22 protein-coding genes are annotated in these 25,243 nt (G+C 58.1%); 8 read left to right on the top strand and 14 right to left on the bottom strand.

From position 1 onward, the window contains the following. Positions 1 to 45: 45 nt before the first annotated feature. The 5 genes from ABJN86_RS04895 (at position 46) to ABJN86_RS04875 (ending at position 4,883) form a co-directional block, all read left to right on the top strand. On the top strand, positions 46 to 291 hold the full coding sequence (locus ABJN86_RS04895) for an accessory factor UbiK family protein (protein WP_348365040.1): 246 nt from the start codon (positions 46 to 48) through the stop codon (positions 289 to 291). Positions 292 to 387: 96 nt separating this feature from the next. After that, positions 388 to 1,176 (top strand): transporter substrate-binding domain-containing protein, encoded by a 789-nt coding sequence (locus ABJN86_RS04890; RefSeq protein WP_348365037.1) that lies wholly within the window; start codon positions 388 to 390, stop codon positions 1,174 to 1,176. Between the two features lie 7 nt (positions 1,177 to 1,183). Then, the gene (locus ABJN86_RS04885; protein WP_348365034.1) at positions 1,184 to 1,981 is read left to right on the top strand and encodes an amino acid ABC transporter permease; all 798 of its coding nucleotides are present in this window, start codon (positions 1,184 to 1,186) and stop codon (positions 1,979 to 1,981) included. A 50-nt stretch (positions 1,982 to 2,031) separates the two neighbouring features. Beyond that, the gene (locus ABJN86_RS04880; RefSeq protein ID WP_348365031.1) at positions 2,032 to 4,059 is read left to right on the top strand and encodes a M3 family metallopeptidase; all 2,028 of its coding nucleotides are present in this window, start codon (positions 2,032 to 2,034) and stop codon (positions 4,057 to 4,059) included. Then, a complete protein-coding gene (locus tag ABJN86_RS04875) occupies positions 4,056 to 4,883 on the top strand; it encodes an inositol monophosphatase family protein (protein ID WP_348365028.1) in 828 nt (275 codons plus the stop codon). Before ABJN86_RS04880 ends, ABJN86_RS04875 begins: the two co-directional genes overlap by 4 nt. 8 nt (positions 4,884 to 4,891) lie before the next feature. Here the strand turns inward: ABJN86_RS04875 and ABJN86_RS04870 are convergent, their stop codons facing one another. Further along, positions 4,892 to 5,242 (bottom strand): hypothetical protein, encoded by a 351-nt coding sequence (locus ABJN86_RS04870; RefSeq protein WP_348365025.1) that lies wholly within the window; start codon positions 5,240 to 5,242, stop codon positions 4,892 to 4,894. 415 nt (positions 5,243 to 5,657) lie between these two features. Then, positions 5,658 to 6,158: an SH3 domain-containing protein gene (locus ABJN86_RS04865; protein ID WP_348365023.1), complete on the bottom strand. Its 501-nt coding sequence runs from the start codon at positions 6,156 to 6,158 to the stop codon at positions 5,658 to 5,660. A 116-nt stretch (positions 6,159 to 6,274) separates the two neighbouring features. Here ABJN86_RS04865 and ABJN86_RS04860 point away from each other — a divergent pair, with 116 nt between their 5' ends. Beyond that, positions 6,275 to 7,261 (top strand): D-glycerate dehydrogenase, encoded by a 987-nt coding sequence (locus tag ABJN86_RS04860; protein ID WP_348365020.1) that lies wholly within the window; start codon positions 6,275 to 6,277, stop codon positions 7,259 to 7,261. A 53-nt stretch (positions 7,262 to 7,314) separates the two neighbouring features. Here the strand turns inward: ABJN86_RS04860 and ABJN86_RS04855 are convergent, their stop codons facing one another. Together ABJN86_RS04855 and ABJN86_RS04850 are read right to left on the bottom strand one after the other, a co-directional pair. After that, entirely contained in the window at positions 7,315 to 7,911 is a 597-nt protein-coding gene (locus ABJN86_RS04855; protein ID WP_348365017.1) for a GNAT family protein, read from the bottom strand. Between the two features lie 176 nt (positions 7,912 to 8,087). Then, entirely contained in the window at positions 8,088 to 8,879 is a 792-nt protein-coding gene (locus ABJN86_RS04850; protein ID WP_348365015.1) for a lytic murein transglycosylase, read from the bottom strand. A gap of 174 nt (positions 8,880 to 9,053) precedes the next feature. Here ABJN86_RS04850 and ABJN86_RS04845 point away from each other — a divergent pair, with 174 nt between their 5' ends. Further along, on the top strand, positions 9,054 to 11,540 hold the full coding sequence (locus tag ABJN86_RS04845; protein ID WP_348365012.1) for an FAD-dependent oxidoreductase: 2,487 nt from the start codon (positions 9,054 to 9,056) through the stop codon (positions 11,538 to 11,540). Here the strand turns inward: ABJN86_RS04845 and ABJN86_RS04840 are convergent. Next, positions 11,537 to 12,610, bottom strand: a complete 1,074-nt coding sequence (locus ABJN86_RS04840) for an FAD-dependent oxidoreductase (RefSeq protein ID WP_348365010.1) — start codon at positions 12,608 to 12,610, stop codon at positions 11,537 to 11,539. The two genes, ABJN86_RS04845 and ABJN86_RS04840, sit on opposite strands and share 4 nt — an antisense overlap. Further along, a complete protein-coding gene (locus ABJN86_RS04835) occupies positions 12,607 to 13,542 on the bottom strand; it encodes an aldo/keto reductase (RefSeq protein WP_348365007.1) in 936 nt (311 codons plus the stop codon). Before ABJN86_RS04835 ends, ABJN86_RS04840 begins: the two co-directional genes overlap by 4 nt. Positions 13,543 to 13,862: 320 nt before the next feature. Here ABJN86_RS04835 and ABJN86_RS04830 point away from each other — a divergent pair, with 320 nt between their 5' ends. Further along, positions 13,863 to 14,486: a methyltransferase domain-containing protein gene (locus ABJN86_RS04830; protein WP_348365004.1), complete on the top strand. Its 624-nt coding sequence runs from the start codon at positions 13,863 to 13,865 to the stop codon at positions 14,484 to 14,486. An 85-nt stretch (positions 14,487 to 14,571) separates the two neighbouring features. Here the strand turns inward: ABJN86_RS04830 and ABJN86_RS04825 are convergent, their stop codons facing one another. The 8 genes from ABJN86_RS04825 to ABJN86_RS04790 all read right to left on the bottom strand — a co-directional run bounded on the left by ABJN86_RS04825 (position 14,572) and on the right by ABJN86_RS04790 (position 25,187). Further along, on the bottom strand, positions 14,572 to 15,594 hold the full coding sequence (locus ABJN86_RS04825; RefSeq protein ID WP_348365002.1) for a hypothetical protein: 1,023 nt from the start codon (positions 15,592 to 15,594) through the stop codon (positions 14,572 to 14,574). Positions 15,595 to 15,961: 367 nt separating this feature from the next. Continuing rightward, the gene (locus tag ABJN86_RS04820; protein WP_348365000.1) at positions 15,962 to 17,035 is read right to left on the bottom strand and encodes a BMP family ABC transporter substrate-binding protein; all 1,074 of its coding nucleotides are present in this window, start codon (positions 17,033 to 17,035) and stop codon (positions 15,962 to 15,964) included. A 38-nt stretch (positions 17,036 to 17,073) separates the two neighbouring features. Beyond that, the gene (locus ABJN86_RS04815; RefSeq protein ID WP_348364998.1) at positions 17,074 to 18,018 is read right to left on the bottom strand and encodes an ABC transporter permease; all 945 of its coding nucleotides are present in this window, start codon (positions 18,016 to 18,018) and stop codon (positions 17,074 to 17,076) included. After that, a complete protein-coding gene (locus ABJN86_RS04810; RefSeq protein ID WP_348364995.1) occupies positions 18,019 to 19,104 on the bottom strand; it encodes an ABC transporter permease in 1,086 nt (361 codons plus the stop codon). Beyond that, a complete protein-coding gene (locus ABJN86_RS04805; RefSeq protein ID WP_348364992.1) occupies positions 19,101 to 20,648 on the bottom strand; it encodes an ABC transporter ATP-binding protein in 1,548 nt (515 codons plus the stop codon). Before ABJN86_RS04805 ends, ABJN86_RS04810 begins: the two co-directional genes overlap by 4 nt. Further along, on the bottom strand, positions 20,645 to 21,571 hold the full coding sequence (xdhC, locus tag ABJN86_RS04800) for a xanthine dehydrogenase accessory protein XdhC (protein WP_348364990.1): 927 nt from the start codon (positions 21,569 to 21,571) through the stop codon (positions 20,645 to 20,647). Before xdhC ends, ABJN86_RS04805 begins: the two co-directional genes overlap by 4 nt. Beyond that, positions 21,568 to 23,835 carry a xanthine dehydrogenase molybdopterin binding subunit gene (gene xdhB / locus ABJN86_RS04795; RefSeq protein WP_348364987.1) on the bottom strand — a complete coding sequence of 756 codons (2,268 nt, stop codon included), beginning with the start codon at positions 23,833 to 23,835 and terminating at the stop codon, positions 21,568 to 21,570. The genes xdhC and xdhB overlap by 4 nt, the downstream gene beginning before the upstream one ends. Then, complete coding sequence (locus tag ABJN86_RS04790) at positions 23,832 to 25,187, bottom strand: xanthine dehydrogenase small subunit (RefSeq protein WP_348364985.1); 1,356 nt, start codon at positions 25,185 to 25,187, stop codon at positions 23,832 to 23,834. The genes xdhB and ABJN86_RS04790 overlap by 4 nt, the downstream gene beginning before the upstream one ends. Positions 25,188 to 25,243 lie beyond the last annotated feature (56 nt).

Genomic DNA, 25,243 nt, shown 5'->3' with positions numbered 1-25,243 from the left:
GCCAAGCCGACCCATATAGGGGGTAAGTGACGAAGGAGTGAGCAGATGCAGACCCGCAACAAGTTTTTCGACGACATGTCGCAACTGATGACCAACGCCATGGGCGTGGCGCAGGGCGCGAAAGGCGAGGCCGACAATGCCATGAAGGGCATGCTGGACCGCTGGTTGGCGGACCGCGATTTTGTAACCCGTGACGAATTCGAGGCCGTGCGCCTTATGGCCCAAAAGGCCCGCGAAGAGAATGATGCTTTGAAAGCCCGTCTTGACGCGTTGGAAACCAGAAAGAAATAATCGATCTAGACGATGATTAGGTGGGGAGGGCGGCTTGCCATTCCCCACTTCTGCCGCTTAGGTTTGTCTGGTTCAAACAATCAGGGAACCTGACCCATGCTTCGTTTTGCTGCCGTGGCGCTTGCCGCACTTACGACCACCTCCGCTATTGCTGATGGGCATCTGCCCGATCTGGATGGCAAGGAACTTGTCGTCGTAACCGAGAATGCTTACCCGCCATTGCAATTCGTGGAGCCCGGCACGGGCAATGCAATCGGCTGGGAATATGACGCGATGGCCGAGATCGCCAAGCGCATCAACATCACCGTTGTTTACGAGAACACCAGCTGGGACGCGATGATCCCCGCCGTGTCGCAAGGGCAGTACGACCTTGGCATGACCGGCATCACCATCCGCGACGACCGCAAAGAGCAGGTCGATTTCTCCGAAAAATACATGACCTCGGAGATGATCATGATGGTGCGTGGCGATGAGGATCGCTTCACCGACGCCAAGTCCTTCGCGGGCAATGACGACCTGCTGATGGCGGCCCAACCGGGCACCACGCCGTTTTATGTTGGTGTTTATGATGTGCTGGACGGCAACGAGGAAAACGCACGCATCATCAAATTCGAAACCTTTGGTGCTGGCGTTCAAGCCCTTCGCACGGGTGACGTGGATTTGGTTCTGACTGACAGCACGGCTGGCAACGGCTATGTCTCCGCGTCCGAGGGCAAGCTGAAGATCGTGGGCGAAAAGCTCGGCACCGAGGACTTCGGGTTCATTTTCCCCAAAGGCTCCGACTGGGTTGCACCGATTAACGCGGCCATCGTGGATATGACCGAAGACGGCACCTTGAACGCGTTAAACAAGAAGTGGTTCTTGGACTACAAACTTGGCGGCTAACGCTTAGGTGCTTGGTCCTTCAAAGCAATCTGACGACTTTCCCTATTGGCTGGTGCTGCTAGGGGGCGTCGTGGCCTATCTTGGCTATCAAGTCGTGGCGGATGACCTGTATTCGCAGGTGCTTGGCACCTTGTCGAAGGGCATCAAGATCACGGTGATGGTGACCCTGATCGGCTTCTCCATCGCGTCGGCGCTGGGGCTTGGGCTGGCGCTGATGTCGTCGTCGCGCAACATCGTCATCCGGCAAATTGCGCGGTTCTACATCGAGGTCGTGCGCGGCATCCCGATCATTGTCTTGCTGCTCTATGTGGCGTTCGTGGTTGCACCGGGCTTTGTGGCGCTGGCCAATTGGGCGCTGCAACCGTTCGATGCGGAGCTGATCCGCACCCGTCAGTTCCCGTTGTTGTGGCGGGCGACAATGGCCTTGGCTATCGGCTATTCAGCCTTCATTGCGGAGGTCTTTCGCGCGGGACTGGAATCGGTGGATCGCGGACAAATCGAGGCAGGGCACACATTGGGCCTGAACCGCTGGCAGCGGTTTCGCTACATCGTGTTCCCGCAAGCCATTCGCACGATCTTGCCGCCTTTGGGGAATGACTTCGTGGCCATGGTGAAGGATTCCAGCCTCGTGTCGGTTCTAGGGGTCGGGGACATCACGCAGTTGGGCAAGGTGACGGCGGCGGGCAATTTTCGCTACTTCGAGACCTACAACGTCGTGGCGCTTATTTATCTGACGTTGACGGTCACCCTGTCGCTGGCTTTGCGCAGATTTGAGCGCCATATGCGACAACCTGATCACGACTGATTGCATCCCGCCGTCAAGCGCATAGGTTAAGGACAAAGGAGCCTTACCCTATGACAAACCCACTTCTCGCTGATTGGACCACTCCCTTTGGTCTCCCCCCCTTCGCCGACATGTCCGACGATGACTTCGCACCTGGGTTCGAGGCGTCGCTGACGCAAGCCCGTGCCGAACTGGCTTTGATCACCGACAACGCCGATGCGCCGACCTTTGAGAACACAATCGACGCGTTGGAGTTGATGGGCGAGACGATGCATAAAGTGCTATCGCCATTCTACACATTGGCGGGGGTCGACAGTAATCCGGCACGCGAAGCCCTGCAGCGGGAGTTTTCGCCGAAGTTGGCGGCATGGGGGTCCGAGGTGTCGATGAACCCCAAGCTGTTTGCCCGCGTGGAGGCCATTTGGAACGCGCGCGATACCCTAGAACTGACGCCCGAGCAGTCGCGGGTGTTGGAGCTGACGCGCCGCGATTTCGTGCGCTCTGGCGCGCAGTTGGAGGGCGCGAATTTTGATCGCTTGAAAGAGGTGAAGGAACGCCTAGCGGTGATCGGCACGCAATTCACGCAGAACTTGCTGGCGGACGAGCGGGATTGGTCGATGGACTTGGGCGAGGCCGATCTAGAAGGATTGCCGGACTTTGTAGTCGCCACCGCCCGCGCGGCAGCACAGGATGCGGGCAAGGAGGGGCATTTGTTGACCCTGTCGCGCTCGCTTATCGTGCCGTTTTTGCAATTCTCGCCGCGTCGTGATTTGCGCGAAGTCGCCTATGAGGCATGGGTGGCGCGCGGCGCCAACGGGGGCGACACGGACAACCGCGATATCGCCGCCGAAACCCTGAAACTGCGCGACGAGCGGGCGAAGCTATTGGGTTACGCGGATTTCGCCAGCTTCAAGCTGGAAACCGAAATGGCGAAAACGCCTGACGCGGTGCGCGATCTTTTGATGCAGGTCTGGAAACCCGCCAAGGCACAAGCCGACATCGACGCGGGAAAACTGACCGAGATGATGCATGCAGACGGTGTGAACGGTGATTTGGAAGCGTGGGATTGGCGCTATTATTCGGAGAAACGCCGCGCAGCGGAGCATGATTTGGACGAGGCCGCGCTGAAGCCTTATCTGCAACTTGACCGCATGATTGAGGCGGCGTTTGACTGCTCCACCCGTCTGTTTGGTTTGGAATTTGCGCCAATTGACGCGGACCTGCACCATGCGGATGCGCGCGCATGGGAAGTGACGCGTAAGGGCGAGCACGTGGCGGTCTTCATCGGGGACTACTTTGCACGCGGGGGCAAACGCTCCGGCGCTTGGTGCTCGGCCATGCGGGCACAACAAAAGCTGCGCGGCGACATTCGCCCGCATGTGATCAACGTGTGCAACTTCGCCAAGCCCGCCAAAGGCAGCCCCGCGTTGCTAAGTTATGACGACGCGCGGACCTTGTTCCACGAATTTGGCCATGCGCTGCACCAGATGCTGTCCGATGTGACCTACGAATCGATCTCCGGCACCTCCGTGGCGCGGGACTTTGTGGAGCTGCCGAGCCAGCTTTACGAGCACTGGTTGGAGGTGCCTGAGGTCTTGCAACAGTTCGCGACACATGCGGATACGGGCGAGCCGATGCCCGCGGATATGCTGCAACGCATGTTGGATGCGGGCACCTATGATCAGGGGTTTGCGACGGTGGAATATGTCGCCTCCGCCATGGTGGATCTGGAGTTCCATTCGGGGGAGGTTGCGGCTGACCCTATGGCGAAGCAGGCGGACATCCTGGACGGAATGGGCATGCCATCCGCGATCCGTATGCGCCACGCAACGCCTCATTTCGCGCATGTCTTCGCGGGCGATGGCTACTCATCCGCCTACTACAGCTACATGTGGTCGGAAGTCATGGACGCCGACGCCTTCGCAGCCTTTGAGGAAGCGGGCGGCGCGTTCGACGCTGCAACCGCACGCAAGCTGGAGGATCACATCTTGTCGGTTGGGGGGCTGCGTGAAGCAGACGAGCTGTACACCGAATTCCGCGGGCGCTTGCCGGGGGTTGAGGCGCTGCTGAAGGGGCGTGGGTTGGACAAGGTGGCATGAAACTTACCGCGCAACAATCGGATGCCATCATCCAAATCGTGCGCGATGTGGCGGCCAAAGAAATCCGCCCCGTCTTTCGCAACCTTGATCTAGGCGACATCGACACCAAGTCCGCGCCCGATGATCTGGTCACCGTGGCGGATCGTGCGGCAGAAGTCGCGATCTCGGCCGCGATCCGCGAGCTATTGCCCGATGCGGCCATTGTGGGCGAGGAGGCGGTCTCGGCAGACGCGTCCATTCTCGAGCGCGTGGGGCAGGGGCAAGTGGTGGTGATCGACCCGATTGACGGCACATGGAACTTCGCCAATGGCATTGCCACATACGGGGTGATCTTGTCGGTGATCGAGGACGGGGTGACCGTGTTCGGGCTGCTTTACGACCCCAGCTATGATGATTGGGTCGTGGCGACCAAAGGGCATGGGGCGTGGTTTTGCGATGCCAAGGGGATGCTCCGCGCGCTCAACCTCGCGCCGCCGCCCATCCTGTCAGATGCCTTTGGTTATGTGGGTATGTACCTGTACTCAAAGCCGGAACAGGCATTGATCGCGGCACAGCTTCCGGCCTTCCGGCGCACAACGTCGTTGCGGTGCGCTTGCCATGAATACCGCGCCATCGCGCAGGGGGCGTCGCAGTTTTGCCTGCACGGTATGCTAAACGTATGGGATCACGCCGCAGGGGTTTTGGTCTACCAAGAAGCCGGTGGGGTGGTGCGCTTACTGGACGGCCGCGACTATCAGCCGGTTATGCGCGAGGGCAAGTTGCTCGCGGCAGCATCAGAGGGCTTGTGGCAGGAGTTGGCGCAGAAGTTTAGCTTTTTGAGGTGATTTCGCGCTTAGCCAGGAATTGCCGACGTGATCGCACTTAGAACGGTTTCGGTGATTTTTCCACGTAAGAAAAGCCAATCCGATAATACACAGCAGACGAGTATCATCGCGATTTGGTACCCGCCCGCTGCCCAGTTTTGAAACAAGATGGTGCGTGCCCAATCTTGGGTGTAAACGTAGCCGTACGCCGCCCATGTTGCATATCCGGTAACTCCGACGGACAAGGCGGCGAAGCGCCAGTTGAGCATATTCTTGAAGATGAGCAGGGCGCTCATGAGGGCCAAGGTCACCGCATTCACCAACCCGAACCGGCGCAGGTCCAGTATCAACCCGCGTAGGGTGGTGTCGTATCTGTTCACTATGAATTGGCCCAAGGTTTGCTGCCCAACGCGGAGCTGTGATGTTCTCTCCAACAACGCGGAATTTATGGCGATACCACCTAATACGGCTATGCCACAGTTATCGCCACACCGATCTGATAAAGAATAAGCGAGTAGGGCAGGTACTATTTGCCGTCTCTTTTGATCTATTGCGTCTGCTTTAAGCCCCAGGCTTTGTGCAAATGCGTCAAGGCGCGTTGCGCGGTTGGTTGAGCCTAAGTTTGCGGATGCTTGTATCAACGCGGCCTCAACCTTTGAGATTGCAAAGCTCTGCAGACGTGCTTCAACATGATCTGAATCAGCGAGCGTAGCGGCCACCAAAAAATGCCGATGCGAAGAGGCCAAGAATTTGAAATGCGAGAAGGGCGAATTTACCTAGTTTAAGCATGAAAGCTTACTCGCGGGTCTCGCCTGGCAGAAGCCCCCACAGCTTTTCTCGTGGCAGCCAGCCTTTGGTGCCATCCAGCGTGACGCGGCACCAATATTGGTCGCATGACCCTAGGCGTGCGACCACGCCCATTTCAGCGCGTGCTACGATATGAGATCCGGTGTCCGCAACCTTGTAAACGGGGGTTAGGTCTTCTTCGATCAGGCCAAAACGTGACCCCGACAGCAATGTGTAATGTACCCAACCGCCCGCGCCGTCACGGTCCACGACGCGACGCCAGTGGCCGTGCTCTGCCACGATCTGAAGCGGCATGTTGCGGTGTTTGAAAACCCAGTCGATGCGGTGGGTTAGCGATGGGCCACGGCGGACATTGCCCTCCGAGGCCTTCAAGGAGACGAACCTAGGCAGCGGCAAATTGGTGACGGGTCCGCGCTCGGCTGCAACAGCCATGATCGGAGCCCAAAGCAAACACGCGACCGTAGCCGCAATTGTAATAAACCGTTTCATTGACCGTCCTGCTTGCACTGCTGCACTTGTTCTATTTTAGGGCATTTCTTACCTTGCCCCTTTGGTCGCGATCTTGGCACTATAGAACTGGAAATTCCACTCAAGGATGCGAGCCTATGTCAAACCAGAAGCTGAGTGTTGTCGTGACGCGACGGTTGCCCGAGCATGTTGAAACCCGAATGTCCGAATTGTTCGATGTGTCTTTACGTGCAGATGACGCCCCGATGACGCGTGAGGAATTGGTTGAAGCAGTCAAAACTGCGGATGTTTTGGTGCCAACTCTAAGCGATAAGATCGACGCAGGGCTGCTTGGGCAAGCGGGTGAGCGGCTCAAATTGATCGCAAATTACGGCGCCGGCGTGGACCATATCGACGTCCATACGGCACGTCAGCGTGGGATTTTGGTGTCAAATACACCAGGTGCTTCGGCTGATGATACCGCAGATATGACCATGGCGCTGATTTTGGGCGTAACCCGCCGTATTCCCGAAGGGCTGGCAATGATGCAGTCTGGTGATTGGGAGGGCTGGTCGCCCACCGCTTTGATGGGGGGGCGCATTTCTGGGCGGCGTTTGGGTATCCTTGGGATGGGACGCATTGGTCAGGCGGTGGCACGGCGCGCGAAGGCGTTTGGGATGCAGGTGCATTACCACAACCGCAAGAAGGTCCATGACGGCATCGCGGAGGAGCTGGAGGCCACCTATTGGGAGAGCTTCGACCAGATGATCGCACGCATGGATGTGGTGTCGATCAACTGCCCGCACACGCCCTCGACCTATCATTTGATGAACGCGCGGCGATTAAAACTGATGAAGCCCGACGCCGTGATCGTGAATACCTCGCGCGGCGAAGTGATCGACGAGAACGCCCTGACGCGGATGTTGCGCGCCGGAGAACTGGCGGGCGCGGGTTTGGATGTGTTTGAGCACGGCACCCAAGTGAATCCGCGCTTGCGGGAGTTGAAAAACGTGGTCCTGCTGCCGCACATGGGCTCCGCCACCCGCGAGGGGCGGTTGGAGATGGGCGAGAAGGTTCTGTTGAACATCAAGACGTTCGCAGATGGGCATAGGCCGCCGGATCAGGTTGTGCCGGGGATGTTGTAGGTCGGTTTCAAGTTGAATGCTGCTACGGTTTTCTTCGAGCTTGATTTGCCGATTTATTCGTGGCGAAGGTCTTGCAATCGAACCTTTTGTTGCGCCGCCTCGTCAAAATTTTCTGGCATGAGCCATTCTTTGAATGCCGCTTTGCAAAGAGGCCATTCGCTGCGGAGGATGGAAAACCAAGCGATGTCGCGCTGCCAGTTCTCATGAATCATCGCGTTGCGCCAAGTGCCTTCATGCTTGAATCCGAGGTTTAGCGCTGCACGGAAGGACCCTTCGTTTTGCGCCTGACATCGCCAAACAAGCCGCTCGTATTGCAAGTCATCCATCCCTAAACACATCAGCAGGAAGATCGCTTCACGGGCTTCGCGAGACCCTTGAAGTGCTGGAGAAAACCAAATGCTTCCTATCTCGAATGCACCATCATTTTGGCAAACATCGCAAATTGATAGCCAGCCATCGGCGCGACCTTCATTTCGGATGACCGCCCAGAAGGGTTGATCCTCGCGAGAACTCAATTCGGTGATCAATTTTGCCAAGTCCGCGCGCGTTTCGAATGGTCCATATCGCAGGTAAGTAAAGCTCTCGGAAGCAGCACTTGCGGAAGCCCACAGGTCATCAACGTGGTCGGCAGAAAGAGGTTCCAAGCGCATATACCGGCCTTGGATAATTCGCTTCTCCGGAAAGTCCCATGGGCCATTGTTATTGACATTGCCGAGTGACAAAATCGCTTACCTTTCAAATAAAAACACAAATGCCCTAAAAAGCATAATTATCTGCGTTTTAGGGCATTATTGCAAAGCAACTAAGTCCGCATAGCAAACATAACTTACCCGTCGATTTTACCGCCCATAATCGCAATCGCTTTCTGGTAAACGCCCGCTGCATTCCATTGCTGGATCACTTTGAAGTTTGGTTGGCCCTCTTGGTAGCCAGCGCCGCGCTTCCAGCCTTTGCCTTTTAGGAAGTTGGCCGTGGATGCCAGCGCGTCGGACAGGTTGTTCAGGTCGATGGTCCCGTCGCCATTGCCGTCTTGGCCGTATTTCAACACGTTGCCGGGTAGGAACTGTGTGTGGCCCAATTCGCCGTGTTTCGCGCCAATTGAGTTTGGCGAAACGATGCCTCGGTCCACCAGCTTCAAGGCGGCCAAGGTGTGACCGGTGAAGAACTCGGAACGGCGGCAGTCATAGGCCAGCGTCGCAATCGAGGACACGACATTGCTATCCCCCATGAAGCGGCCAAAGCCGGTTTCCATGCCGTGAATGGCGATGATCACACCTGCGGGCACGCCGTATTTTTTCTCCAGCGAAGCGTAGAAACCAGCACTTTTGGCTTTGCGTGTGCGTCCTTGGGCCACAATCGTGTCTGCGCCGCGAATTTTCATGAACTTGTCTAAGGTATACTTGAAGCTCTTTTGGTTCCGGTCTGCCGCAATGGTGCGTTTGGCGTAGCTGGTGCCTGCCAGTGCGGCCAACCCGCGGTCTCCGACACCTTTTGAGGCTGCTTCCGATGCGAACGACGCCTTCCATGCATTAAAGCCGCCCGCATTGTTACCGCATTGAGCGGCAATTGCAGGGGACGCAAGTGTAAGTGTGGCGATAAGTGTGGCGGCTCGCAGCATATGAATAGTCCGTAAAATAATAACAATTGCTTGGAGACTAACTATGCGATGTTCTCGGTGCAACTGCTCGTGCGCGACTTGTCGGAAATGGTGGATTTTGGGTCGAAAGACGCACGGGGAATACGCCCAGCCTTGCTAGACATGGAATAAGAATGCCCAAGGAGAGTCTGTAAGATGAAAACGCATGTTAAAGCACTGGTCGTCGGTGGCGGTGCCGTAGGGACCTCGATCGCCTATCACTTGGGCAAGGCGGGATGGGACACCATGCTGTTGGAACGTGATGAGTTGACGTCCGGCTCTACTTGGCACGCGGCGGGGTTGCTGCCCTATTTCAACATGTCATTTGCGACGACGCATATTCACGACTACTCGATCAAATTCTATAAAGAGCTTGAGGAAGAAACCGGCCTGAACGCAGGCTTTTCCGTTTGCGGGAATTTGCGCATGGCGCGGACCCAAGACCGGATGGACGAGTTTGCGCTCTATTCCTCAACGGCGGAAACCGTGGGCGTGCCACATGAATGGATGACGCCCGCGCAGATCAAAGACCGCTGGCCGCTGATCCGCACCGACGACTTAAAGGGCGCGATCTACCACAACACCGACGGCTATATTAACCCCGCAGATGTGACGATGGCGATGGCCAAAGGTGCGCGCCAACGTGGCGTCACGATTGAGCGCAAATGGCAGGTCGACGGCTACGAGTGGACCGGCTCCGAATGGCGCGTGACCGTCACCAAGATGGTGGAGAAGGGCGGCAACTTGGTCGCCTCGGACGAGCAAGCAGTCATTACGGCAGAACATGTCGTGACCGCGACGGGCAACCACGCGCAACGCACGGCGGAGTTGTTGAAAATCAAGATCCCCGCGATCCCTGTTGAGCACCAGTTCATCGTGATGGAGCAGGACCCCGCCTTGGTTGAGTTCCGCAAAAACAACCCAGAACACCCCGTTATTCGCGACGCGGATGCGCAAAGCTATGTGCGCGAAGAACGCGGCGGCTGGATTTTGGGCGTCTACGAGAAGAACGCGCCGGCGCGATTTGAATACGGTGTGCCGGACAGCTTCCGCGCGGATTTGTTCCAACTCGATCTGGAGCGCATTGAGCAGCAATATATGGAGATGATCCACCGCATCCCGTCCTGCGAGACATGCGGGTTGAAGGATGATTTCAACGGCCCGATTTGCTACACCCCTGACGGCAACCCGCTGGTTGGTCCCGCGCCGGGCTTGCGGAACATGTGGTTGGCGGAAGGCTTCTCGTTTGGGATCACGGCGGCGGGCGGCACGGGGTATTACCTTGCGCAAATGATGGTTGAGGGCGAGGCCGAGATCGATATGGCGTCGCTGGACCCCAAACGCTACGGCTCTTGGATGACGACCGAATTTGCAGCCCGTAAGAACGAGGAATGCTACGACCACGTCTACATCCTGCACCACCCAGATGAGGAACGCCCAGCGGCCCGCCCATTGCGCACCTCTCCGGCATACGACCGCCAAGCCGCGCGCGGTGCGCAATTTGGTTGGGTCAACGGGTGGGAGCGTCCGAATTACTATGCGCCCGAAGGCTTTAGCGACCATGACAGCCGCTCGTTCCGCCGTGGTGGATGGTGGGAATATGCGGTGGAAGAAGCCAAAGCCATCCGCGAAGGGGTGGGCCTTGTAGATGCCACTGCCTTCACCAAGCATATCGTCAAAGGGGCTGGCGCGGAGGCGTTTCTTGATTGGTTCACCACGAATAAACTGCCTCGCGTGGGGCGCATCAACCTGACATATGCGCTGACGGATGCGGGCACGACGCGGACGGAATACACCATTGTGCGCCTGAAAGAGGACGAGTTTTATCTTGTCTCCGCAGGGGCTTGGACGAGTTATGACGCGGATTACCTGCGCAAAGCTATCGAGGATAAAGAGCCAGAGTTCGGTCGCATTGAATGCCAAGATGTCACCACCCAATGGGGTGTGTTTGCCATCGCAGGGCCAAAGTCGCGTGATGTGTTGAGCGCAGTCATTAAGGACGCCGATCCTGAAACGGCCCTGTCAAACAAGCGCTTCCCGTGGTTGTCTGCCAAACAGATTGAGTTGGGCATGTGCCCCGTCAACGCGATCCGCGTGGCCTACACCGGAGAATTGGGCTGGGAATTACATCACCCGATTGAGATGCAAAACTACCTGTTCGATCTGCTAGAAAAAGCGGGCGAGCCACATGGCATGAAGCTGGTGGGTGCGCGGGCGCAGAACTGGCTGCGGATGGAGAAGTCTTACCGCGCCTTTGGCACTGAGCTGGGCCGTGACGCCACACCGCTGGAGGCTGACCTGCCGCGCTTTGTTGACCTGCAAAAAGACTTCCACGGCAAGGACAAGATGCAAGAACTGGGCATCCGATCCAAATGCGTGACCTTGCTGATCGACGGGCCGGATGACGCGGATCCTTGGGGGCGCGAGGCGCTGTATTCAGGTGATACAAAAGTGGGTCGTTTGACGTCCGGTGGCTACTCGGTGGCCTTTGGGAAAAGCATCGGCATGGGCTATGTCTCGCCGGAATTGGCGGAGGTGGGCACCAAGTTGCAGGTTCGCATGCAGCGTAAGCTGTGGGATGCGACGGTTGTTGAGGACAGCCCGTATGATCCGAAAAATGCGACCATTCGCGTTGACGGCTAGGCCTTAAATCGTGCGGGGGATAGTGCCTCGACGGTTTCGCGGCCTAGCTCCGAAGGTGTCCCCGCGACCAAGTCATGTAACAGCTGGCAGGCGGCGGGGGCGGTCTGGAAGCCGTAGCCGCCTTGGCCGGCGCACCACCAAAAGCTGGGGTCCTCGGATTGGCCAATGGCAAGCCCGCGATCAGGCGTGAAGGTCCGCAATCCCGCCCAATTGGCAATCATGCGTTGCACTGGCGCGGTGACATGTTCCTCATAACGGGCGATGCCTTCGGCTAACGTCATGTCGTCTGCCCATGCATCCATAGGCTCTACAGGTTCTTCATCCGCGGGGGAGACAAGCAATGCGCCTGCGTCGGGTTTTGCATACCACCGCTCGCCTGGACCAAAGAGCATGGGCCAGCGAGACACGTCATGCCCGTCGGGTGCAGCGACACGGGCAATTGAGCGCCGCAAAGGTTGCAAGCCTAAGGGAGTTACTCCGGCGAGGTCGGCTATTTGATCGGCCCATGCGCCAGCTGCGTTTATGATTTGTCGGGCGCTGTATTCTTTGCCAGCAGAGATGAGCCAACCATGCTTGGTTCTAGCAATCTTTGACACCTCCGCACCAGTGATCACCATGCCGCTATTGCTGCGCAGCATTTTGACGTATCGCTGCACGGCGGCGTCAGTGTCCACGTCCCAAGCGTCCTTGTGGTAGCCGACGTGAGTAACGGTCTCTTTGTTGATGATAGGAAGCAATTCGGTGGCCTCTTGCAACGTCAACCGGTGCATCTTCATCGCGGCCAGATCGTGATCGAAGTCCTGTTCATCAGCAGCGCGTCCAATCAGCATCACGCCGCGCGGAAGGTCGCGTGATCCGTTGACGTTCAGGTGCCAATCCTTGCTGGCTTGGTTCAGCGCGATGGTGGAAGGCTTGCCGTAAGTCTCTTCAAACATCGCCGCCGAGCGACCCGAGGCATGATAGGCAAGCGCGTCCTCGCGCTCCAATAAAACAACGCTTCCTAGCTCAGACAGGCGTGCGGCGGCAGATGCGCCTGCAATACCACCGCCAATGACGAGGAAATCAATCACGCCTCTTCCAGACGGTCAGTCGCGGGGGCGGGTGTTTGGCTTAGCGCAGTGATTTGACTGTAAAGCGCGTCGCTCATCTCGAAGTCTATTGCAGCGAGGGAGGGCGCGAGTTGTTCACTTGACCGGGCCGAAATGATGGGCGCTGCGATGTCCGGATTTTGCGCGACCCATGCCACGGCAAGGGTTGCAGCATCTGTTTCATGCTGCGCAGCAATTTGGGGCAATGCGGCGGCGGCATCATGCATCCATGGCACGTCGTAGCGGGCGTTGTATCGGCTGTCATCGATTAGGCGGCCCGCGGCATCATTGCGCGCGTATTTACCGGTTAGCAATCCGCCACCCAACGGTGAGTAGGGCACAACGCTGATACCCTGATCGACGCAGGCGGGTAAAATCTCGACCTCGGCTTGCCGCTTTACAAGGTTGTACATGGGTTGAAGCACGTCGATGTTGGTGCCTAAGTCGCGGGCCACCTGTGCGGCTTTCACCACTTGCCATGCGGCAAAATTCGAGATGCCTATGTAGCGGATTAGCCCGTCTTCACGCAGCTCGGCCAAAGCGCTTAAGCTTTCTTGCAGCGGTGTTAGCGGATCAAAGCGGTGCAGGTACATCAAATCAATCGTGTCGATCTTCATCCTGTCGCGGCTTTCCTCGAAGGATTGCAGTACGTTGGCTTTGGTTGCGGGCTTGTCATAGGCCGCTTTGGTCGCGACTATGACATCGTCTCGCTCTGGCTGCACGAAACGGCCCAACATCGCCTCCGATTGGCCGCCTGTGTAGACGTAGGCGGTGTCAAAGAAGTTGATGCCGACGGTCCGGCAATCCTCATACATCGACTGGCTGGCCACGATATCGGCCTTGCCGCCAAATTGCATGGTGCCAAAGCAAAGTTTTGATGCGGGGGCCCCATTGGCCGTAATCAACTGTTTCATGTTTGAGATGGTGGCAGAGAAGCGCGCGTGGATAAAGTCCCGATGTATTGGGGTCGTTGGCGCGTGCATCTTGAAAAGGAGCTTAAGCCGATCTTTGCGCAGGCACTGCCAAAATAACAATTGGGTTGCACGTTCGACTGATCAGGATTTGTATGCGACCTATTGTGATCAAATCACGACGCATTCACGATGGCGACAGGGCACTAGAACCATTCATATTCAATCCATACGTTTAAACTATCCCGCCAAGTTGCGGGGCGCGTTGCATAGGCTTCCAGCTGAGTGGCAACGGTAAACGACTTTGTTCTAAGGGTAATTTCATGGAACTCAACGCGATCAAAAGCTCATACGCACGCTGGGCACCAATCTACGACAAGACCTTCGGGAAGATCACCAATGCGGGGCGGCGCGCAGCGGTTGACTACATCAACGCGCAAGATGGCGAGAGCCTGCTTGAGGTCGGTGTCGGAACGGGGCTCGCCCTTCCGCTATATCGCAAGGGGCTGAATGTGACGGGCGTAGACTTTAGCGATGAAATGCTGAGCAAAGCTAAGCTTAGGGTGGCCGAGGAAAATCTGCAGCAGATAAATGAGTTAAGGCAAATGGATGCGCGGGACTTGGACTTCCCCGACAACCATTTCGACATGGTTGCCGCGATGCACATCATTTCCGTAGTGCCAGAACCGGAACGCGTGATGGCGCAAATGGCGCGGGTTTGTAAACCGGGGGGTAAAATTGTCCTTACCAATCACTTCGCGCGTGAAACGGGACTGTTGGCCCGTGCAGAGCAGGTTATCGCGCCATTTGCCAATCAATTGGGCTGGCATTCGGACTTTGATATTCAAACGGTTCTGGGACAACCGGACCTTTCCGTCGTGCAACGTCAAGAGCTTCCACCTTTGGGGATGATGACATTCTTGGTGCTGGAAAAGAATAAGGGGTAGTAGACGCCCTATGACTGTGCCGCCGCCCTTATACGGGCGGCGGCACAATTGATTTGTCGACGAGTTTTAGAAAGCACCGGCGCGTTTAGAACTCATAGGCGAGCAGCAAACCCAGCGTGTTATTTTCAACACCGCCTTCATCCCCGTAGCGGTAACCCACCGCACCGGTAAGGCCGTTCGCAAACTCGCGTTCTGCGGACACTGTGTAGAGGCGATCCGTTGGGGCACCATCAACATCACGGATTGCGGCGACACCGGACAAGGTGAAGGTGTTGAATTCCGCCGATGCGCCAATAGTGGCGATGGTTGCGGAGTTTGTGGTCCCATCGAATGAATCGAAGTATGCGACCTCACCCAACAGCTCGATCGGGACGGATGTGTTCAGGGCCTGAGTGACCCCGATTACGACACCTGTTTGGTCGTCCGCATCACCGACACCCGCACCTTGGCTTTGCAGCCCGATGTTATATCCGGTGTCGCCAAAACGGCCGGACAAGGAGATCGAGACGGATTCGATTCCTGCGGTGTTCGACACGCCACCGTCCGATAGGTTCAACTGTCCACGGTCCGTTCCCAACGAGTCGCTGAGGAAGGAACGGTCGGCTTGGAAGACCGCAACTTGGACCTCATGCGCGCCACCGGCGAAGTCGAACCCGAAATTGATGGCGGCACCGACGCGCTCCGTGATCTCGTAGTCCTCTGCGAAGTCTACACCGTAGATGCCGGGGGCTGCGTCCCATGCGGTGCCGAAGGCTGGGTTGAATTTACCGACGATGATCTCGGATTTACCAAGCTCCAAGCTCAAGAACAGCTCTTCGGCGTAGACCCCGTGGTCCTCAAGGAAGCGGTCATCCACGGCATCTTCTACCGGCTCAATGAGCAGGGTCGAGTTGATGGAGATCCTGTCAGTCAATTGGTAGGACAATGCGCCTTCGATGGTCACGAAGGTGTCCGTAATTTCATTCAATGGATCATCGGACTCAAAGGTGGAATCGATTTCGAACTCAGCGGAAAACTTGGCTGAGAAACGGCTGTCCTGCGCATAGGCAGGGGAGACGATAAATAGGGCAGCTAGCGCTGTGCTGATACGTTGGGAGGTAGATGGCATTTGTCGGATCTTTGCGATTGGAATGATCAGGCCTCAACCGAAATCCTGCCCGTACTTTGCAAACAATACCGTTGGCACCCCGCTGGCGGGATTAAATGGTCATGAAATGCGCAGATATGGGGTGTTAGGGAGGAAACTTTCAGGAGTTTGGTAAGGGTGTGACCGTTGAACTGCTAGCTGGCTGACACAGGGTTCCACTGGCTTCACGCATGAGTTTTGATCCGTGTGATGGGAAGTATCAATGGCACGTTTGTGTGATCAACAGCGATGTTACCAAGCGGCCTTTCCAACACGGCAATAAAAAACGGCCCACGAGTTTTCGCGGGCCGTTTCGGTAATCAAGTTCGGGCGATTGCCCCAGCGTTCCTTAGTTTGGAATGTCGCCGGTGATGCCTTCAACGTAGAAGTTCATGCCAGCCAATGTGCCGTCATCAGCTGTCTCGCCGTCAGCCAACCAGTCGGAACCGTCTTGCTTTTTCAGCGGGCCAGTGAACGGCTCGTAGGAGCCATCTGCAAGGCTAGCTTTCAACGCCAAGGCCTCGGCTTTCACGTCGGCAGGAACCGCGTCGGAGATCTCGCCGATGCCAACCATGCCAGCGCCAATGCCGTCCCATGTGTCAGTGCTGGCCCATGTGCCATCCATGACCGCTTTGGTGCGGGCGATGTAGTAGGGTGCCCAATCGTCAATGATAGAGGACACGCGAGGCAGCGGGCCGTATTCCGCCATGTCGGAGGCCTGACCAAAGGTGATCACGTTGCCCGCCTTCTGAGCCGCAGCTTGTGGTGCGGTGGAGTCGGTGTGCTGCAAGATCACGTCCGCGCCTTGCTCGATCAGCGCGGTTGCGGCGTCGGCTTCTTTTGCAGGGTCGAACCATGTGTAGGCCCAAACGACGTTGAACTCGACGTCAGGATTTACGCGCTTGGCGTGGATGTAGGCGGAGTTGATGCCACGGATCACTTCTGGAATTGGGAAGGACGCGATGTAGCCGATTTTGTTCGATTTGGTCATCTTGCCAGCAATGTGGCCTTGAACCGCGCGGCCTTCATAGAAGCGGGCGGAGTACGTCGAGACGTTGTCGGAACGTTTGAAGCCCGTTGCGTGCTCGAATTTCACGTCCGGGAACTTGGCCGCAACCGCGATCGTTGGGTCCATATAGCCAAAGGACGTGGTGAAGATCAGGTCTGCACCAGACAGCGCCATTTGGGTGATTACGCGCTCGGCGTCGGCCCCTTCTGGAACGCTTTCTTGGAAGATGGTTTCGACCTTGTCGCCGAACTCTGCCTCTACAGCCAAGCGGCCTTTGTTGTGCTCATATGTCCAGCCGCCGTCACCCACTGGGCCAACATATACGAATGCGACTTTGGTTTTGTCTTCGGCGAAGGCCGTGGTGGTCAAAGCGAGGGCCGCAACGGCGCCTGCCAAAATGGTTCTGCGTTTCATGAGTAGTATCTCCCCAGGTTAATGGTCGTTTGTTGGCCTCAGTTCGAGGCGTGGAATGCGCGCCCCAAGCAGGCGGGTGCGGCAAGTGATGCGCGGGCTTTGCCGCCCTTTCGAGGGGCAGACATTATGACCAACACAGCGATGGTTATCAGATATGGTGACATGGACAAGTATTCGACGGGAATAGCCAGTCCAGCGGCTTGTAGGTTTAGCTGCAAAACAGTCACCCCGCCAAAAAGATAGGCGCCTAGCAAAACGCGCAGTGGACGCCATGAGGCGAAGACCACAATGGCCAAGGCAATCCAGCCAGCACCAGCGGTCATCCCTTCGGTCCATTGCGGCACACGGATCAGGCTAAGATATGCCCCGCCAAGCCCAGCACAGGCCCCACCGAACATGATCGCCATGAGGCGCACCTTGACGACCTTATAGCCAAGGGCGTGGGCCGCATCGTGGTTTTCCCCCACCGCGCGCAGGATCAGGCCTGCGCGGGTGAATTTGAGCACGGTCCAGATGCCAACACATAGGGCGAGCGTCAGGTAGACCATCAGGTCGTGGTTAAACAGCACGGGGCCGAAAAACGGGATGTCCGCCAATGGCCCAAGGTTTAATTTGTCGATGGCAGGGGGGCGAATGCCCACATAGCTTTGTCCCATCAGTGACGATAGGCCCAAGCCGAACAGGGTAAGCGCCAAACCAGTGGCAACCTGATTGGACAGCAAATACTGCGTGAGTATGCCAAATATCAGCGACAACACAGCGCCTCCTACTGCGGCGGCGATAAAGCCCACAACAGGGGAGCCGGTCTCAACCGCGATGGCAAAGCCGCAGATGGCACCTGTGATCATCATGCCCTCAACCCCAAGGTTGAGGACGCCGGACTTCTCCACGACCATCTCTCCAAGGGCGGCCAGCAAGATAGGGGTAGCTGCGACCATGAGCGAGGCTATTAGCAGAGTGGGGGAGATTGCTGAAAGATCCATTTATGCGGCCTCCCTTTTGGCGAATTTAATCCGGTAACTCGTCAGCACATCCACCGCCAGCAAGAAGAACAGCAACATGCCTTGGAAGGCTTGGATCGCCGCCGTGGGCACGCCCAGCATGAAACTGGCCAGCTCGCCCCCGATATAAGTCAGCGCCATGAGCAGCCCCGCCAGCAAGATGCCGATGGGGTTCAGGCGGCCAAGGAACGCCACGATGATCGCGGTGAAGCCGTAGCCCACGTTGAAGTCGATGCTGATTTGCCCTGCAGGGCCGGACACTTCGAACATGCCAGCTAGCCCCGCCAATGCGCCAGAGGTGCCAAGGCAGAACAGGATCAAACGCGCAGGCTCCACCCCGCCGAAACGCGCGGCTTTGGGGGCTTGGCCCGCAAGGCGAATATGGAACCCCATCATGTGTTTGGAGAACAAAACATAGGCGAAAATCACCGCAACGATGGCGGCAACGACGCCCCAATGAAGGCCCGTGTTTGGTATCAAATCCGCGTTGAAGGCAGACGGGTATTCTTTCAGGTTCCGAGAGCCTGGAAAGCCGTTGCCATCCGGGTTGCGCAACGTGCCCAATGCCATTGAGGCAAGGATGAACTCGGCGACGTAAACCAGCAGCAACGACACCAATATCTCGTTGGTGTGGAACTTGACCTTTAAAATCCCCGGTATCATCGCCCAAAGGAAGCCGCCCAAGGCCCCTGCGATGATCATCAGCGGGAAGATGATGAAGCTTTCTGTCGGGTAGAACGCCAACCCCACGGCAGCGCCACAGATGGCGCCCATGATGTATTGCCCCTCGGCCCCGATGTTCCAAACACCTGCGCGAAATCCCATGGCAAGGCCGGTGGCGATTAAGATCAGCGGCGCGGCTTTAACCAGCAATTGTGGGCGTGAGAAGCTCGCGAACTGCTCATGGAACAGCGGATCCCAAAAGATGGTGCGAATGGCCACAAGCGGGTCTTTGCCAAGGATGGCGAACATGATGCCGCCGGCGATCATTGTGGCGACCACTGCCAAAAGCGGAGTGATGGCGGTCCACAGCTTCGACGGCTCGGGGCGTTTTTCTAATGTGATCACGCGTTCACCTGCATATCTTCCGTGTCCTGTGCCCCGCCAAGCATCAGTCCGATTTTCTCGACATCCAAACCGGATGTTGCCACGGGCGGGCTTAGGCGCCCCTCATTGAGGGCTGCGAAGCGGTCGGATATTTCCATGAGCTCATCTAAATCTTGGCTGATCACGACGATTGCAGCGCCCTCGGCCGCGAGATCGAGCAAGGCTTGCCGGATCGCCGCGGCCGCAGAGGCATCGACACCCCACGTGGGTTGATTGATCACCAAAACGGCTGGGTTTTGCATGATCTCGCGGCCGACCACGAACTTTTGCAAGTTGCCGCCGGACAAGGCCCGCGCTGCGGTGTTCGAGGAGGGGGTGCGCACGTCGAAGCGTTCGATGATCTTATCGGCAAAACTGCGGGTCTTGCCCCAGTCGATCATGCCTTTGCGCTCCAGCCCTTCGCGGACCGCGCCAGATAACAGCGCGTTTTCTGTCAGGGACATGTCGGGGGCGGCGGCGTGGCCCAAGCGTTCTTCGGGTGCTGCCAGCAGCCCCAGTGCGCGGCGCGCGTTCGGGCCTTGGTCGCCAACGGGTGCGCCCGCGAGTTTGACCTGAGAGGCGGCCACAAGGATTTCGCCTGAGATGACGGAGCACAGCTCGTCCTGCCCATTCCCAGCAACGCCACCAACACCAAGGATCTCGCCCTTCTGGACCGACATATCCACACCTTTTAGCGAGGTGCCAAAGGCGGTGCGGGCGGGAACGTCAAGCGCTGCAATCTTAAGGGCCACATCTTGCGGCACTCGCGGTACCTTTTGTGGAACGTGCAACGTCTCGCCAACCATCATTTCCGCCATGGCGCGGGCGGTCTCTTGGCGTGGATTGCAAGTGGCTACCTTTTTGCCGAGGCGCAGCACGGTGGCGTGGTCACATAGGGCGCGAATTTCCTCCAGCTTGTGGGAGATATAGAGGATCGAGCATCCTTCGCCGCGCAGCTTTTCCAGCGTTTGGAACAACACGGCGACCTCTTGCGGGGTCAACACGGAGGTTGGCTCATCCATGATCAACAGCTTCGGGTTTTGCAGCAAGCAGCGAATGATTTCAACGCGTTGCCGCTCCCCTGCGGATAGGTCGCCGACCAATTGATCTGGGTCCAGTGGCAGGCCGTAGTTTTGCGACACTTCACTAATACGCGCGGCAAGGTCGCGCATTTTTGGTGGGTTTTCCATGCCAAGCGCGATGTTCTCCGCGACGTTCAGCGCCTCAAACAAGGAGAAGTGCTGGAACACCATGGCAACGCCCGAGGCACGCGCGGCGCGCGGCTCGGCCGGGGCGTAAGCGGCCCCCTTAAGGGTCATGGTGCCCGCATCGGGTTTGACCAACCCGTAGATCATTTTTACCAGCGTGGATTTGCCCGCGCCGTTCTCGCCCAACAGCGCGTGAACCTCGCCGGGGCGAATGGAAAATGAAACCTGATCGTTCGCAACAACACCCGGATAGGCCTTTGTTAGGCCAGCAATCGTCAACAGGTCTTCGCCTGCCGTATTAAGCCTGTCATTTGTCAAACCGCGACATCCTTCCCCAAGGTCTTCGATTGCAGCGACATAAGTAGCTCAGACGCCACTCCTATCGCAATGGCTTGTGGGTGTTTCCCCAAGGCCGGTTGCCCAATCGGGCAGCGAATGCGTGATATTTGAGCATCCGAGTGCCTCAGAGTTTTGAGGCGAGATTTAAATCGCGCCCATTTGGTCGCTGAACCGATCAAGCCGGTGCTCGCGAACCCTTGGCTCAACAGGCGATGGCATAACTCCAGATCAAAGGCGTGCGAATACGTCAGGATCAAGTGATGAGCATCTGTCGGGGCGCAGCGGGCGGCATCGGGGATAGTGGCGGCGTGAAGACGCGCTACATTTGGAAGGTCATCCTGCCCTAAGGGGAAGCGATCAGCCCCGCTGTCCACCCATGTGATGTCGAAATTTTGCGTAGGCGCGAGCGTGCTCACTATGGCGCGGCCCACATGGCCCGCCCCCCAAACCCAAAGAGGTTCGCGCGGGGGCAGTGTCGGCTCGTACAGCCAGCCTGTGTCGAGCACCAAGCGGTCGCCCGACCCGTTCCGGCCACCCGCCAAAGCGCGTTTCATGGAGAGGGGGGCGGGCGCGTCGCCCTCAACGCGACGGGCAAAGCCCGCGTCATATTCAGGCATTTGGTTGAAGACTTCCGTTACCAAAGTCACCGCGCCGCCGCAGCACTGCCCCAAGGCAGGCCCCAAGGGGATGCGGGAAACGCCCGCAGTCATGGATTGCGCCTGTTTGACGGCTTCAAGCTCGAGTGCGCCGCCGCCGATGGTCCCTGACTGCCCGCCTCTCCACGCAAGCATGGAGGTGCCGGTTTCGCGTGGGCTGGAGCCTTTGTGAGACGCAATTACAATGCGCGCGACTTGGCCATGTTCCGACAACGCGTCGCGCAGGGTCTCGGGATCAAAACTCATGCGCGCAACCTTTGGCAGGCCGTCAGGACACGTTCCGCCGTGGCGGGGGCGTCTAGGTCGGGGAAATCCGTGCCGCATGACGCAATCGCGTCTGATAGAGCCGACCATGCTGAGATGCCGTGCATGAAGGGCGGCTCGCCCACGGCTTTGGATTTGAACACCGTTTCGGCGGGGTTGTCGCCATCCCACAATGCCACGTTGAACACCTCAGGGCGATCAGACGCGGTTGGGATTTTATAGGTGGAAGGCGCGTGTGTTCTAAGGTTGCCTTGATCGTCCCAGATCAGCTCTTCAGTCGTGAGCCATCCCGCGCCTTGCACATATCCACCCTCGATCTGGCCGATGTCCAGCGCGGGGTTCAAGGAGCGCCCGCAATCATGAAGAATGTCCGCGCGCAGGATGCGATTTTCACCTGTTAGCGTGTCGATCACCACTTCGGTGACGGCGGCGCCGTAGGCGAAGTAGAAGAAGGGGCGGCCATGGCCTTTGATGCGGTCCCATTGCACATCCGGCGTGGCGTAGAAGCCAGTGGCGGACAGCGAGATGCGGTTCTGATAGGCCTTTGATACGGCTTGTTTGAAGCTGAGTTCTTCGCCGTTGAAGCGCACCTTGCCGTCCTCAAATGTCACATCCTCATTGGACAGAAATTCGGCCATGCGCGCTTTGATCTTCTCGCAGGCGTTCAACACAGCCATGCCGTTGAGGTCCGACCCAGAAGAGGCCGCAGTGGCCGAGGTATTCGGCACCTTGCCGGTATCTGTGGCCGTAATTTTCACCATGTCGATGGGCACACCAAAGCACTGCGCTGCCACCTGAGCGACCTTGGTAAACAGCCCTTGCCCCATCTCGGTGCCGCCATGGTTCAGGTGGATGGAGCCGTCTTGATAGACATGCACCAAAGCGCCCGCCTGATTGAGGTGGGTCAACGTGAAGGAGATACCAAATTTCACGGGCGTTAGCGCTAGGCCGCGTTTCAAGACCGGATGCTTGTCGTTCCATGCGCTCACCGCTTTGCGGCGGGCTTGGTAGTCGCAGGACACCTCCAGCGCGTCCACCATCTCGCGGATGATGCTGTCGGTGACCTTCATGCCGTAAGGCGTGGTTTGCGCAGGCGCGCCGCCGTAGCTGGCATAGAAGTTTTCGCGCCGTACCTGCAGGGCGTCCAAGCCAAGGGTGTGGGCGATGTGATCCATGACCCGTTCAATCCCCACAATGCCCTGCGGCCCGCCAAAGCCACGGAAGGCGGTGTTGCTTTGGGTGTTGGTCTTCAGGCGATGCGAGGTGATCTTTGCGTGATCAAGGTTATACGCATTGTCGGCGTGCAGCATGGCGCGGTCGGCGACGGGCAACGACAGGTCTTGCGCCCAGCCGCACCGGACGTAATGGGTGAAATCGATCGCTTGTATTTTGCCGCGGGCGTCAAAGCCCACATCGTAGTCGATGCGAAACTCGTGGCGTTTTCCCGTGATGATCATGTCGTCGTCGCGGTCATAGCGCATCTTCACGGGGCGGCCGTGTTTGTCTGCCACCACCGCGCAGGCCACACATAGCGCGTTGCCCTGACTTTCCTTGCCGCCAAAGCCGCCCCCCATGCGCCGGACCTCGACCCGAACGGCATTCATTGGGCGGCCAAGGGCTTCGGCCACTTTGTGCTGAATTTCTGTTGGGTGCTGCGAGGAGGCATGCACGACAATGTCGCCGCCCTCTTGGGGCATGGCCATCGCGGCGTGCCCCTCCAGATAGAAGTGCTCTTGGCCACCGATCTCGAAACTGCCTTCCAAGCGGTTCGTGGCCTTGGCAAGGTGGGCGTCAGTGTCGCCCTTGGAGTAGACACGCGGACCTTCCTCGAAAATCGAGCGAGCGGCTAAGGCGTCGTCAATGGTCAGGATTGGCGTTTGCGCGTCATACTCGATTTTGGCCAGCCGCGCGGCCTTGCGGGCGGCACCGTGCGAGGTCGCGACGACCAAGAATATTGGCTGGCCAATGTGGTGGACTTCTCCGGTGGAGAGCAGCGGCTCGTCGTGGTTTGACGGGCTGACGTCATTGTCGTGGGGCAGGTCTTGGGCCTGCAACACATCCAACACGCCCTGGGCGTCGCGCACGGGTGCCAGATTGATGCGGGTGATTGTCCCCCTCGCAATTGTGCTTAACCCAAAGGCCAAATGCAGGGTGTCACGTGGCGTCGGGATGTCGTCGGTGTAGCGGGCCGCACCTGTGACATGCAGCGGACCGGCGTCATGGGCGGTGTTCTTGCCAACGCTCATGGCCGCACCTCAAGCACGGATGCGGGGATGCCTAGGCTTTCAACAAGGACGCGGCGGAGCATGTTTTGCGCCGCTTGAAGCCGGTACTCGGCGGAGGCACGCATGTCGCTCATTGGCGTGAAGTCCTTGGCGAACTCGGCCAATGCGGCTTCCACGGTGTCTTCGCTCCAAGCCTTGCCGAGCAGCTTGGCCTCTACATGGGTTGCCCGTTTCGGGGTTCCCGCCATGCCGCCAAAGGCGATGCGGGCCTTGGCCACCGAACCGCCTGCCACGACGATGTTAAAGCAGCCGCATAGGGCCGAGATGTCTTGGTCAAAGCGTTTGGACAGCTTGTAGCATTTCACCGTGTCGCGCTGCTTGGGGATGGTGATGAATTCCACAAACTCGCCGGGGTTGCGGTCCTGCTTGCCGTATTCAACAAAGAAATCCTCAAGCGGCATGTCGCGGCGGGTGTCGCCTTGGCGCAGATGCAATCGCGCACCAAGGGCGATCAACGCGGGCGGGCCGTCCCCAATGGGAGAACCGTTAGCGATGTTGCCGCCAATGGTTGCGGCATTGCGCACTTGGGTGGAGCCATATCGGCGCAGCATTTCAGCGAAGGACGCATAGAGCGGCGCGACGGCCTCCATCACTTGCGTGACCGTGCAGGCCGCCCCGATGGTGAGGCCTGCGTCCGTCTCCTCGATGAGTTGCAGGTCTGCGCAACGCCCGATGAAGGCGACGTTGGTAAGGTCTTGCAAACCTTTGGTGACCCACAGCCCCACATCGGTGGCCCCGCCGATCAATGTGCCATCTGGATTGGCCTCATACCACGCGGCCAGCTCGTCGGAGGATTGCGGCATAGGGTAGGGAGGATCGGCCTTAATGGCGGTGTCTTTTACCCAGTCTGGAACCGCCTCACCTGATGCGGCCTCGGCGGCGCGAATGATGGGGGCGTATCCCGTGCAGCGGCAAAGGTTGCCCGCCAGTTGATCCTCGTGGTTGGTGGCCCCATTGGCGTGTGCTGCGGTCATGGTGGTGATGAACCCCGGCGTGCAGAACCCGCATTGGGAGCCATGCAGATCCACCATCGCGCGTTGCACGGGGTGCAGCTCACCGTTCGGGCCTGCGATGCCTTCCACCGTGCGCACCGCGCGGCCCGACAGCTGGGGCATGAACATAATGCAGGCGTTCATTGCACGCGCGACACCGTCCTCGCCAGTGACGACCACGGAGCAGGCGCCGCAATCGCCCTCATTGCAACCTTCTTTGGTGCCGGTTAGGCCACGTTGGTCGCGCAAAAAATCAAGTAGGGTGTCGGTTGGGCCAACCTCGGCCTCAACTGTCTCTCCATTGAGAAGAAACGTTAGCATATGGAAATTATCCAGCCGCGTTACCTTTGGGGTATCCCGTATTGCGTGCCTTCGAT

Origin of the sequence: Litoreibacter sp., assembly GCF_039974535.1 — a bacterium.
Lineage (GTDB): Bacteria > Pseudomonadota > Alphaproteobacteria > Rhodobacterales > Rhodobacteraceae > Litoreibacter.
This window is presented reverse-complemented; position numbering and strand designations above follow the sequence as displayed.